This is a genomic window from Streptomyces sp. L-9-10 (genome assembly GCF_004151105.1).
GTDB lineage: Bacteria > Actinomycetota > Actinomycetes > Streptomycetales > Streptomycetaceae > Streptomyces.
Genome location: NZ_PHRF01000118.1, coordinates 12,252 through 24,990 on the forward strand (window position 1 = coordinate 12,252; position 12,739 = coordinate 24,990).

Below are 12,739 nucleotides of genomic sequence, written 5' to 3' on the forward strand. Positions count from 1 at the left end.
GGGCGACCACCCAATTTTGGGCGGGCCCTCAGGTCAGAGTGATCTCCGGGTTGTAGAGGTCCAGCCAGATCGCCAGGTCCAGCGTGCGTTCCAGGCCGCGGCGCGATGCCTGGGTGATCTGCGGCGTGTCGCGCTCCGTCACTCGTCGGATCCGGTCGGCGTCGACCAGGTCGAAGACCCGGTGGGACGGTTGGGAGAGCAGGTCCTTGGCGTGTTCCTGGAGGGCCACGGCGTACTTCGGGTCCTGCGTGGAGGGGTAGGGGCTCTTCACCCGGTCGTACACCGACTTCGGCAACAGGTCCGCCGTCGCCTCGCGCAGCAGGCTCTTCTCCCTGCCGTCGAAGGACTTCAGGGACCACGGGGCGTTGTAGACGTACTCGACGAGCCGGTGGTCGCAGAACGGCACCCTGACCTCCAGGCCGACGGCCATGCTCGCGCGGTCCTTGCGGTCCAGCAGGATGCGTACGAAACGGGTCAGGTGGAGATAGCAGATCTTGCGCATCCGGTACTCGAAGTCGCTTTCGCCACTGAGGCGTTCGATGCCGGCGACGGCCGTCGCATAGCTCTCGCGGAGGAAGTCCGGCAGGTTCACGGCCGTGCTCACATCGGCGCGCAGGACGTCCGCGTCGTCGCCGAAGTGGTCGGCGAGGCGTACCAGCCACGGGAACATCTCCGCCTGCCTCGCCTCCTCGTCGAAGAACTGCAGGTAACCGCCGAAGACCTCGTCGGCCGATTCACCGGAGAGCGCGACGGTCGAGTGCTTCCGGATGGCCCGGAAGAGGAGGTAGAGGGAGGAGTCGAGGTCGCCGAAGCCCATGGGGAGGTCACGGGCCCGGATCATCCGGCCGCGCACCTCGGGATCGGCGAGGGTCTGGGAGTCCAGCACGATGTCCTGGTGTTCCGTGCCCGACGCGCGCGCGACGTCGTGGACGTACGGGGTGTCCGGGGTCGTGCGCAGTTCGTCGGCGACGAAGTTCTCGGTACGGCCGACGAAGTCGACGGAGAAGCTGCGGACGCGCTCGCCGGTCTCGGCCAGTTGACGCGCGGCCAGCGCCGTCATGGCGGAGGAGTCGAGGCCGCCGGAGAGGAGCGTGCAGCGCGGTACGTCGGCGACGAGCTGGCGCCGCACGATGTCGTCGAGGAGGGTGCGTACCCGCGCCACCGTGGTGTCGCGGTCGTCGGGGTGCGGGCGGGTCTTCAGCGACCAGTAGTCCTGCCGGCGCAGCCCGCTCCGGCTCAGGGTCAGTACGGTGCCGGGCTCGACCTCGCGCATTCCGTCCCACACGGCGTGGCCGGGCGTTTTCACGAAGGCGAAGAGTTCGCGCAGTCCGTCCAGCCGGACGCGGGCGCGGGCCAGCGGGTTGGCGAGGATCGCCTTGGGCTCGGAGCCGAACAGCACACCGTCGGGGGTCGGATAGTAGTAGAAGGGCTTGATGCCCATCCGGTCGCGGATCATCACGAGCGTCTCGTCGCGGCCGTCCCAGATCGCGAAGGCGTACATGCCGTTGAGGCGTTCCGCCATGGCCGTGCCCCACTCCTGATAGCCGTGCAGGACGACCTCGGTGTCGGAGTCGGTGATGAACCGGTGGCCGCGGCCCGTCAGTTCGCGCCGCAGTTCGGTGAAGTTGTAGGTCTCGCCGGAGTAGACGAGCACCAGAGGGCCCTGCGGGGTGTCGAGTGTCATGGGCTGACGGCCGCCCGGCAGGTCGATGATCGCCAGCCGGCGGTGGCCGAGGGCCGCGGGGCCGCTGATCCAGGTGCCGCGGTCGTCGGGGCCCCGGCAGGACATGGTTTCCGTCATCGCATCCAATGTCTCGGACGCGGAACGCAGATCACGGTCGAAGGAGACCCAGCCGGTGATGCCACACATGTGTGTCCTCCTGCTTCCGATCCCAGGCCGGAGCGCAGGTCAGAGACCGTGGACAAGCCTGGGGTTCACGGCAGGACGGGGCACCGGGCCAGATCAGTTGTATCCAGCACCTATGTAACGAGCGTGAGTCATACGACTGCGCTCGGTCAACGCGGTCGCCCGGCGCCCGGTTACGCGAAGCAGGCGCTTTCAGCCGTACGCCGCGAAAGGTAATGAACCCCTATGGACCGGGATCCGGGGCACCGCCAGGGCCATGGCGGTGCCGCGCACCGGAGACGGCGGCACGATCAGGCCACGGGCAAAGACTTCATCAACCGGCCGCCGGCCGTGCGGGAGGGGGCGCGGACGAGCGGGCTGGCGGGGCGGGGGTGCGAGCGCGGTGAACGCCCGTGGCCCGTACGACGCGGGACGTCGTACGGGCCACGGTTGCGCTCAGGGAGCCGGGAGCGGTGTTGTCAGTGGTTGCGCGGGAAGCCGAGGTCCACGCCCGCCGGGGCCTCGGACGGGTCCGGCCAGCGGGTGGTGACGACCTTGCCGCGCGTGTAGAAGTGCACGCCGTCGTTGCCGTAGATGTGGTGGTCGCCGAAGAGCGAGTCCTTCCAGCCACCGAAGGAGTGGTAGCCGACGGGCACGGGGATCGGTACGTTCACGCCGACCATGCCGGCCTCGATCTCCAGCTGGAAGCGGCGGGCGGCGCCGCCGTCGCGGGTGAAGATGGCCGTGCCGTTGCCGAAGGGCGAGGCGTTGATCAGATCGACGCCCTCCTCGTACGTTTCCGTACGCAGCACGACCAGTACCGGGCCGAAGATCTCGTCGCGGTACGCGTCGGAGTCCGTGGAGACCTTGTCGAGCAGCGAGAGCCCGATCCAGTGGCCTTCCTCGAAGCCCTCGACCGTGTGCCCCGTACCGTCCAGGACGACGTCGGCGCCCTGGGCCGCCGCGCCCGTGACATAGCCGGCGACCTTGTCGCGGTGGGCCTTGGTGATGAGCGGGCCCATCTCGGAGGCCGGGTCGTTGCCGGGACCGATCTTGATCTTCTCGGCGCGCTCACGGATCTTGGCGACCAGTTCGTCACCGATCGCGCCCACCGCCACGACCGCGGAGATCGCCATACACCGCTCACCCGCGGAACCGTAGGCCGCCGAGACCGCCGCGTCCGCGGCGGCGTCGAGGTCCGCGTCCGGCAGGACCAGCATGTGGTTCTTGGCGCCGCCGAGCGCCTGGACGCGCTTGCCGTTGGCGGAGGCCGTCGTGTGGATGTAGCGGGCGATGGGGGTGGAGCCGACGAACGAGACCGCCGCCACATCCGGGTGCGCGAGCAGCGCGTCCACCGCGACCTTGTCGCCGTGCACGACATTCAGCACACCGTCGGGCAGCCCGGCCTCTGCGGCCAGCTCCGCCAGCAGGTTCGCCGCCGAGGGGTCCTTCTCACTGGGCTTGAGTACGAAGGTGTTCCCGCAGGCCACCGCCAGCGGGAACATCCACATCGGCACCATCGCCGGGAAGTTGAACGGCGTGATGCCCGCGACCACGCCCAGCGGCTGCCGGATCGAGGAAACATCGACGCGGCTGGAGACCTGTGTGGACAGCTCACCCTTGAGCTGTGTGGTGATCCCGCAGGCCAGCTCGACGATCTCCAGGCCCCGGGCGACCTCGCCGAGCGCGTCCGAGTGCACCTTGCCGTGCTCGGCGGTGATCAGCGCGGCGATGTCGTCGCGGCGGGCGTCGAGCAGCGCGCGGTAGCGGAAGAGGATGCCCGTGCGCTGGGCGAGGGACGAGGTCCCCCAGGTGGCGAACGCGGCCTTCGCGGCGGCGACCGCGCTGTCCACCTCCTCGGCGGAGGCGAGCGCGACCTGTGTGGTGACGGCGCCGGTCGCCGGGTCGGTCACCGGGCCCCAGTTGCCCGACGCGCCCTCGACGGTCTTGCCACCGATCCAGTGGTTGACGGTCTTCATTCCGTTTGGCTCCTTCACAGCTGGCGGCGGCGGGCGGCTACGTGCCGGTCGTACTGCTCACGGGCCTTGACCGCGGACGGGCGCGTCGCGGTCTCGGCCACGGGGACATCCCACCACGCCTGGGCCGGAGGGACGCCCGACACAGTGTCTGCCGTTTCGGTCTCCACATAGACACATGTGGGAACGTCGGCGGCGCGCGCCTCGGCCAGGGCTTCACGCAGGTCACGAACCGTCTTGGCACGGATCACCCGCAGGCCGAGGGAGGCCGCGTTGGCGGCGAGATCGACGGGCAGCGGGGCGCCGGTATAGGTCCCGTCGTCGGCCCGGAAACGGTAGGCCGTGCCGAACCGTTCCGCGCCGACCGTCTCGGACAGGCCGCCGATGGAGGCGTAGCCGTGGTTCTGGAGGATCACGGCCTTGAACGGCAGTCGCTCCTGGACGGCGGTGACGATTTCGGTGGGGTTCATCAGATACGTACCGTCGCCGACGAGCGCCCAGACCGGCCGGCCCGGCGCCGCGAGCTGCACGCCGATGGCCGCCGGGATCTCGTAGCCCATACAGGAGTAGCCGTACTCGACGTGGTACTGGTCGCGGGAGCGGGCCCGCCACAGCTTGTGGAGGTCGCCGGGGAGCGATCCGGCCGCGTTGATGACGATGTCCTCGTCGGTGACCAGGGCGTCGAGCGCGCCGAGGACCTGGGCCTGGGTGGGGCGTACGAGATCCTCGTCGGCGGTGAACGCGGCGGTGACGCGGTACTCCCAGCGCTCCTTGTCCTCGGTGTACTCGGTGGCGTACGCGGGCGCGACACGGTGGCCCACGAGCCCCGCGGCGAGCAGTTGCAGGGCCGTACGGGCATCCGCCACCAGCGGGTCGGCCGCGAGCTTGTGGGCATCGAAGCCGGTGACATTGATATTGAGGAAGTGGACGGCGGGGTTCGAGAAGAGCGTGCTGGACGCGGTGGAGAAGTCCGACCAGCGGGTGCCGACGCCGATCACCAGATCGGCGGTCCTGGCCAGTTCATTGGCGGTGGCCGTGCCGGTGTGGCCGATGCCGCCGACCTCGCAGGGGTGGTCGTACGGCAGCGAGCCCTTGCCGGCCTGGGTGGCGGCGACCGGAATACCGGTCTCCTCGGCGAACGCGGCGAGCACGTCCTCCGCCCCGCTGTAGTGCACTCCGCCGCCCGCGACGAGCAGAGGACGACGGGCTTCCCGTACCAGCCGTACCGCCTCGGCGAGTTCGTCGGGATCGGGCGCCTGACGGCGGACTCGCCAGACGCGTTCGGAGAAGAAGTCCTCCGGCCAGTCGTACGCCTCCGCCTGCACGTCCTGGGGCAGGGCGAGGGTGACGGCCCCGGTCTCGGCGGGGTCGCTGAGCACGCGCATCGCGGCGAGCGCGGCCGGGATCAGCGCCTCGGGGCGGGTGACACGGTCGAAGTACGTGGAGACGGGCCGCAGGGCGTCATTGACGGAGATGTCGCCCGCGCTGGGCAGTTCGAGCTGTTGCAGGACGGGGTCGGCGGGACGGGTGGCGAAGGTGTCACCGGGCAGCAACAACACGGGGAGGCGGTTGATGGTGGCGAGAGCCGCACCGGTGACGAGGTTGGTGGCGCCGGGGCCGATGGAGGTGGTCACGGCATGGGCGGACAGGCGGTTGCTCTGGCGGGCATAGCCGACGGCGGCGTGGACCATGGCCTGCTCATTGCGTCCCTGCAAGTACCTCATCTCCGAGGCGGACTCGACAAGGGCTTGGCCGATACCCGCCACGTTGCCATGGCCGAAGATGCCCCAAGTGGCATTGATCAAACGCTGCTTGTGGCCGTCCCGCTCGGTGTACTGCCGGGACAGGAAGCTGATCAGCGCCTGGGCGACGGTAAGACGGCGCGTACTCATCGGGAATCCTCCTCGGCTGCGGGTGCGGCTGCGCCTGCGGCGCCTGGCGTGGCGACTGCGGCCCCGGGCTTCAGGACCGCAGGGTTTACGGCAGCGGGGTTCACGGCCCCGCCTGGCTCCGCGGCCGGGCGTCCGGGCTCGGACCCGGCCGATGCCGCCTCGTACAGCGGCAGCCGGGGGTCGACGGCGAGCCCCGGCCACGTGTCCCTGATCCAGCCGTGGTCGGGGTGGTCGCTGATCAGCCACTCCCGTGACTCCCCCGGCCCCGCCATCACATTGAGGTAGTACATGTCGCGGCCGGGCGAGGCGATGGACGGACCGTGCCAGCCGTCCGGGATCAGGACGGTGTCGCCCGTGCGGACCTCGGCGAGGACGTCCGTCCCGCCGGGGCGGGAGGGTGAGACCCGGTGATAGCCGAGGCCGTCGCCATCGATCTCGAAGTAGTAGATCTCCTCCAGCTCGGACTCGACGCCCGGCCGGTGCTCGTCGTGTTTGTGCGGCGGGTACGACGACCAGTTGCCGCCCGGGGTGAGTACCTCGACCGCGATGAGCCGGTCGCAGGCGAAGACCCCCGCCGCGCCGAAGTTGTTGACCTGGCGCGAGCAGCCGCCCGCGCCGCGCAGTTCGACCGGAACCTCCGGCGCGGGGCCGTAGCGAGCGGGGAGTCGTCGCTCGCACTTCGCTCCTGCCAGGGCGAAGCGGCCTCCCGCACCGGAGGCGATCTGTGCGTGGGCATCACGCGGCACGTACGCGAAGTCCGTGACTCCGCTGAACACGCTTTCCCTGCCCCGCAGTTCAAAGAGTTTGCCCTGCGTGCCCACCGTGCAACCGCCGGTGAGCGGAAGAACGATCCACTCGCTGTCCCCGGCGGCCAGGTCGTGCGTACCGCCGGGCGGGAGCTCCAGGACGCGCAGGCTGCTGTGTGCCCAGCCGGCCCGCCGTGGATCGATGTCGAGGGCGTACGGGCCCGACGCGGCGCTGCCCGCGGGTACGTACCAGCCGTACGGTTCGTGGTTGGTCGTCATGAAGTCTCCGTACCCCCTAGAGCAGACCCACGGCCGTATCGACGGCACGGGCCACATCCCCGTCGACCGGATAGAGCAGTGAACGGCCGACGACCAGTCCCCGGACGGTGGGCAGTTGCAGCGCCTTGCGCCATTTCTCGTACGCGCCCTCCTGATCGCCCCCGATCTCGCCGCCCAGCAGGACGGCCGGGAGTGTCGAGGTCTCCATCACCCGGGCCATATCGTCGGGGTCCTGGGTAACGGGAACCTTCAGCCAGGTGTACGCGGAGGTACCGCCCAGTCCGGAGGCGATGGCGATCGAGCGCGTCACCGCGTCCGCGCCCAGATCGGTGCGGAGCCGGCCGTCCGCGCGGTAGCAGATGAACGGCTCGACGAAGACCGGCAGGCGGCGTTCGGCCATGGCGTCGACGGCGCGGGCGGTGGAGTGGAGGGTGTCGAGGGAGCGCGGGTCCTCGTAGTCGATACGGAGGAGCAGTTTGCCCGCGTCGAAACGGAGCCTGTCGAGGTCCTCGGGGCGGTGTCCTGTGAAGCGGTCGTCAAGCTCGAACGCGGCACCGGCGAGCCCGCCGCGGTTCATCGAGCCGACGACGACGCGGTCCTCCAGGGCGCCGAGGAGCAGCAGGTCGTCGAGGATGTCCGCGGTGGCCAGGACGCCGTCGACACCGGGCCGTGACAGCGCGAGACAGAGCCGCTCCAGCAGATCGGCGCGGTTGGCCATGGCGAGGCGCTGGTCCCCGACAGCCAGGGCGCCGCGGGCCGGATGGTCGGCCGCGATGATCATCAGCCGGCCGTTGGCGCGCAGCAGGGGGCGGCGGGTACGGCGGGCGGCGGCCTCGGCGACGGCCTCGGGGTGGTACGTACGCAGGCGGACCAGCTCGGACACATCGACGCCGCTCACGAGAGGGCCTCGGGGGATCGCGCCGAAGAACGCGCTGTGGACGGCGTGGTGGACGGCTCCGTGGCGGGTTCCGGCGGGGGATCCGCCGCCGGAACCCTCCCGTCCGCGAGCGTCCGCGCGACCTCTTCGTCGTACGGCATCGCGGACGAACAGGCGAGGCGGCCCGCGACGATGGCCCCGGCGGCGTTCGCGTACCGCATGACGCGCTCCAGATCCCAGCCGGCGAGCAGTCCGTGGCAGAGGGCGCCGCCGAACGCGTCCCCCGCGCCGAGTCCGTTGACGACATCGACGGGGACGGGCGGCACCTCTGCCCGGGTGCCGTCCCGGTGGACGGCGAGCACACCCTTGGGGCCCTGTTTGACGACGGCCAGCTCGACCCCGGCGGCGAGCAGAGCCCGCGCGGCGGCATGGGGTTCGCGCTCGCCCACGGCCACTTCGCACTCGTCGAGATTGCCCACCGCGACGGTGGCGTGCCGCAGGGCCCGCGCGTACACCGCGCGCGGCTCCGCGCCGTCCAGCTCCGCACCTCCCGGCTCCGCATCTCCGGGCTCCGCGCCGTTCGGCCAGAACATCGGCCGCCAGTCGAGGTCGAAGACGGTGATCCCCGACTTTCCGCGCGCTTCCAGCGCCGCGAGGGTCGCCGTTCGGCTGGGCTCCGCGCACAGGCCGGTGCCGGTCATCCAGAAGATACGGGCCGAACGGATGGCGTCCAGGTCCAGTTCGTCCGGACGGATCTCCAGGTCCGGGGCCTTGGGCAGCCGGTAGAAGTAGAGCGGGAAGTCGTCCGGGGGGAACACCTCGCAGAAGGTGACCGGGGTCGGATACTCGTCCACCGCCGTCACCCAGCGGTCATCGACCTCGAACTCCCGCAGCGCCTGGTGCAGATAGTCCCCGAACGGGTCCCTGCCGGTACGGGTGATGACGGCGGTGCGTCTGCCGAGCCGGGCCGCCGCGACGGCGACATTCGTCGCGGAGCCACCGAGGAACTTCCCGAAGGTGTCGACCTGAGCCAGCGGGACGCCGGTCCGCAGCGGATAGAGGTCCACCCCGATCCGGCCCATGGTGATGACGTCGTACGGCTCAGGCATGCGCGTCCTTTCGGTTCGCCGGTCACTCCGACGTCACTCCCACATCCACGTCGCTCCCCGATCTAATGCCCGCCTCCGAGCCCTGTCAATGTTTTGTCCTGACATTCGGACGAAGGGGTTGACACTCTTTCCGTACCACCGGAAAGCTGACCGGTATGACCTCTTCCGTACCCACGTCCAACCGCATCCGGGTCGGGTCGGCCCCCGACTCCTGGGGCGTGTGGTTCCCCGACGACCCCCAGCAGGTTCCCTGGCAGCGTTTCCTCGATGAGGTCGCCGAGGCGGGCTACGAGTGGATCGAGCTGGGCCCTTACGGCTACCTCCCCTCCGATCCCGTCCGGCTGGGCGAGGAGACCTCCCGGCGCGGGCTGAAGGTCTCCGCCGGAACCGTCTTCACCGGACTGCACCACGGCCCCGCCGTCTGGGAGAAGACCTGGGCGCACGTCGCGGACATCGCCGCGCTCACCCGGGCGATGGGCGCGGACCATCTGGTCGTCATCCCTTCGTTCTGGCGCGACGACAAGACGGGGGAGGTGCTGGAGGACCGGACCCTGACGGCGGAGCAGTGGCGCGATCTGACGGCACAGACCGAGCGGCTCGGCCGTGAGGTGCGGGACCGGTACGGGCTGCGCATCGTCGTCCATCCGCACGCCGACACCCATATCGACAGCGAGGAGAACGTCAGCCGCTTCCTCGACGCGACGGATCCCGATCTGGTCTCGCTCTGCCTGGACACCGGGCACTACGCCTACTGCGGCGGCGACAGCGTCAAACTGATCGAGACCTACGGGGAGCGGATCGGCTATCTCCATCTCAAGCAGGTGGACCCGGAGATCCTCGCCGAGGTCGTCGCGGACGAGGTGCCGTTCGGGCCGGCGGTCGGCCGCGGGGTGATGTGCGAGCCGCCGGGCGGCGTTCCCGCGCTGGAACCGGTACTCACCGCGGCGCGGCGGCTGGATGTGGACCTCTTCGCCATCGTCGAACAGGACATGTATCCATGCCCTCCCGACAAGCCGTTCCCGATCGCCGCGCGCACCCGCCGTTTCCTGCGGAGTTGCGGCGCCTGACCCGGCGAGGGCGGTACGGAGCGGGGCCGGCGCCTGTGATGCGCCTGACGTCACACAACTCCCGTGAGCGTCCACGCCACATGAGGTCCACGTACCACATGAGATGCACGCGTCATTTGTGCCGCATGCGCCACAAAGATCCCTCTACCGTCACACATATCTCGATTACACAGTCCTTCCGTCACAGGGAGGTGACAAATCTACTCTCTCCATCACTCTGTGTCGCTCGATGGGCACAGGCTGGGTGATCACCAGCGTCGTGCCGCAGCTCCCCCGACGGCCCACCGGCCTTCCTGCGGCGGACGCGGGGAGGTAGCCACTGATGACGGACAAAAGGCTCTGGTCCTACAAGGAGATCGCGGCGCACATCAGGGTGCAGCCGGATACCGTCCGCTCGTACCGCAAGCACGGACTGCTCCCGCCGCCCGACCATGTGGAGAACGGAAAGCCCTATTGGTACGCGGACACCGTCCGCGCCTGGGTGGCCCAGCGTCCCGGTAACAGAAGCAACAGAGGCTGAGCGACCGGGCGGCCGTGAGCCCGCCGTGGGCCCGTACCGATCCGGTACGGGCCCACGGCCCCCGTTCCGCCCCTCTTGCTCGCCCCCGTTCCGCACGGTCACGTTCCGCACGGCCCCATTCCGCTCCGGTCAGACGCTCGCCGTGTCCCGGTCCCGGTCAGAGGGCTCCGTCCGCGCCGGATCTCCCGCGTCCCCTTCGGCGGCCGGCTTCGACTCGCCCTCGCTCAGCCCGAACCGGTCATGGAAGCGGCGCAGCGGCCCGGGAGCCCACCAGGTCGCCCTGCCCGTCAGCTTCATCACCGCGGGCACCAGCAGGCTGCGGACCACCATCGCGTCCATGAGCACGGCGAGCGCGATCCCGAGCCCCAGCATCTTGGTGTTGGTCACCCGGGAGGTGCCGATGCCCACCATGACCACCGCGAGGATCACGGCCGCCGCGGTGATCAGTCCACCGGTGCGCCGGAGGCCGAAGGTCACCGCTTGTTCGTGATCGCCGCCGCGGTCGTACTCCTCCTTGATCCGGGAGAGCAGGAAGACTCCGTAGTCCATGGAGAGCCCGAAGGCGACACAGAACATGAGGACCGGCAGGGTCGTCTCGATGTCGCCGGTGGCGGTGAAGCCGAGCAGCCCGGAGAGGTTGCCGTCCTGGAAGACCCAGACCACCGCCCCGAACATCGCCGTGAGACTCAGCGCGTTGAGCACGACCGCCTGGAGCGGTATCAGCACACTGCCGGTGAGCAGGAAGACCAGCAGCAGGGTCACCACCACGATGATGGCCACCGCCCACGGCAGCCGGTCGGCGATCGCGTCCTTGGAATCGACCAGGACGGCGGCGGTGCCGGTCACCGACGTGTCGAACGCTGCCGGTTCCGCGCGGATGTCCCGGACGAGTTGCTGGGCCTCCTGGCCCACCGCCTCTCCCTCGGCCCGCACCGTGAAGTACCCGTGTTCGCCCGAGGTGACGGGGCCGTCGACCCTGAGCGCCCCCGGCAGAGCCGCTATCCGGCCGCGGTAGTCGGCGTATTCGGCGGGCGTGGCAGCGCCCTCCACGAACACCTCCAGGCCGCCGCTCGGGCTGCCGGGGAAGCCGTCCCGTATTTCCTCCTGGACCACCCGGGAATCAGCACTCGACGGCAGTTGCCGGTAGTCGGCGGTACCGAACGTGGCGCCCAGGAAGGGCAGTCCGAGCACGACCAGCCCGGCCGCCGTGGCGAGGGCGAAGACCGGCGCCCGGCGCATCACCAGCGCGGCCATGCGACCCCAGCCGGCCCCCGGCTCGGCGGACGCGCCCGCGGTTCCCGATCCGTCACGCGTCCCGGGCTTCCGCCGCCGGCGCAGCAGGACCCGCAGATCCAGCGCGTTGACCCGATGGCCCAGCAGCATCAGCGCGGCCGGCAGCAGTATCAGCGCGGCAGCCGCCGCCAGCAGCACCACCGCGATGCCGGCATAGGCGAAGGAGCGCAGGAAGTACTGGGGGAAGACCATCATGGCCGCCAGCGACACCGCCACGGTCAGCGCGGAGAACAGCACCGTCCGCCCGGCGGTGCGCAGCGTGATGCCCACGGCGTCCCGTACCTCGGCGCCCTCGGCCAGCTCCTCGCGGAACCTGCGCACGATGAACAGGGCGTAGTCGACGGCCAGTCCGAGCCCCAGGGCCGTGGTGAGGTTCTGCGCGAAGACCGAGACATCGGTCAGTTCGGTGATCCCGCGCAGCACCGCGTTCGTCCCCAGGATGGCGACGATGCCGAGACCGAGCGGCAGGAGGGCGGCGATCGCACTGCCGAAGACCATCACCAGCAGCACCAGCGTCACCGGCAGGGCGATCAGCTCGGCCCGCAGCAGATCCTCCTGGATGATGTCCTGCATCTCGTGCTGTACCGCGACGGGTCCGCCGAGCGAGACCTCCAACGGCCCGTGCGTGCCGCGGAATTCCGGCGCTATCCGGTCCAGGACCGTCGCGGCCTTCGTCTCGTCGCCCTCGATCCTCGCCGCGATCAGCGCTTCCCGGCCGTCCTCGGCGCGCAGCGCGGCCGACCCGGTCCCCCAGTAGGACCCGACCCCGGTGATGCCCGGCTCAGCCGCGAGCCGGTCGGTGAGGTGCTTGGCCTCGGCGGCCACCGCGGGGTCGTCCACGCTCCGGCCGCCGCTGTCCACGAGCAGCAGCAGATTGGGCTGAGAGGCCGGGAACTCCCGCTCCAGCGCCTGGGTCGCGTACGTCGACTCGGCGTCCGGATCCGCCCAGCCGCCACTTCCCATCCGGTCGGCGACCCCGCTCCCGGCGAAGACGGCCAGGGCCGTGATCACCAGCGCGACCAGGAGCGAGAACCTCGGCCGCGCGGTGACGAACCGGGTCCATCCCCCAAGACTCGGTCCAGTATTGACTTCGGACATGGTGCGGTGTCCCCTTCACCGTGACCCGCGGCACGG

General features: G+C 70.2%; 9 protein-coding genes. 2 read left to right on the forward strand and 7 right to left on the reverse strand.

The features are described 5' to 3' along the window. Window positions 1-28: 28 nt before the first annotated feature. The 6 genes from asnB to iolC all read right to left on the reverse strand — a co-directional run bounded on the left by asnB (window position 29) and on the right by iolC (window position 8,725). A complete protein-coding gene (asnB, locus tag CU044_RS27640) occupies window positions 29-1,870 on the reverse strand; it encodes an asparagine synthase (glutamine-hydrolyzing) (RefSeq protein ID WP_129771487.1) in 1,842 nt (613 codons plus the stop codon). Between the two features lie 455 nt (window positions 1,871-2,325). Continuing rightward, entirely contained in the window at window positions 2,326-3,825 is a 1,500-nt protein-coding gene (gene mmsA, locus CU044_RS27645) for a CoA-acylating methylmalonate-semialdehyde dehydrogenase (protein ID WP_129771488.1), read from the reverse strand. A 14-nt stretch (window positions 3,826-3,839) separates the two neighbouring features. Further along, entirely contained in the window at window positions 3,840-5,714 is a 1,875-nt protein-coding gene (gene iolD, locus CU044_RS27650) for a 3D-(3,5/4)-trihydroxycyclohexane-1,2-dione acylhydrolase (decyclizing) (RefSeq protein ID WP_129771489.1), read from the reverse strand. Beyond that, window positions 5,711-6,739 (reverse strand): 5-deoxy-glucuronate isomerase, encoded by a 1,029-nt coding sequence (gene iolB, locus CU044_RS27655; RefSeq protein WP_129771490.1) that lies wholly within the window; start codon window positions 6,737-6,739, stop codon window positions 5,711-5,713. The genes iolD and iolB overlap by 4 nt, the downstream gene beginning before the upstream one ends. Before the next feature lie 16 nt (window positions 6,740-6,755). Further along, window positions 6,756-7,637: a deoxyribose-phosphate aldolase gene (locus CU044_RS27660; protein WP_129771491.1), complete on the reverse strand. Its 882-nt coding sequence runs from the start codon at window positions 7,635-7,637 to the stop codon at window positions 6,756-6,758. Then, the gene (gene iolC / locus CU044_RS27665; protein WP_129771492.1) at window positions 7,634-8,725 is read right to left on the reverse strand and encodes a 5-dehydro-2-deoxygluconokinase; all 1,092 of its coding nucleotides are present in this window, start codon (window positions 8,723-8,725) and stop codon (window positions 7,634-7,636) included. Before iolC ends, CU044_RS27660 begins: the two co-directional genes overlap by 4 nt. A gap of 155 nt (window positions 8,726-8,880) precedes the next feature. Between iolC and CU044_RS27670 the strand changes: the two genes are divergently transcribed. Both CU044_RS27670 and CU044_RS27675 read left to right on the forward strand, forming a co-directional pair. Continuing rightward, window positions 8,881-9,792 (forward strand): sugar phosphate isomerase/epimerase, encoded by a 912-nt coding sequence (locus CU044_RS27670; protein WP_129771493.1) that lies wholly within the window; start codon window positions 8,881-8,883, stop codon window positions 9,790-9,792. Between the two features lie 322 nt (window positions 9,793-10,114). Further along, window positions 10,115-10,312: a MerR family transcriptional regulator gene (locus tag CU044_RS27675; protein WP_030352509.1), complete on the forward strand. Its 198-nt coding sequence runs from the start codon at window positions 10,115-10,117 to the stop codon at window positions 10,310-10,312. Window positions 10,313-10,441: 129 nt separating this feature from the next. On the opposite strand, the gene CU044_RS27680 is transcribed toward CU044_RS27675, so the two are convergent. After that, window positions 10,442-12,703 carry an MMPL family transporter gene (locus tag CU044_RS27680; protein ID WP_129771494.1) on the reverse strand — a complete coding sequence of 754 codons (2,262 nt, stop codon included), beginning with the start codon at window positions 12,701-12,703 and terminating at the stop codon, window positions 10,442-10,444. Window positions 12,704-12,739 lie beyond the last annotated feature (36 nt).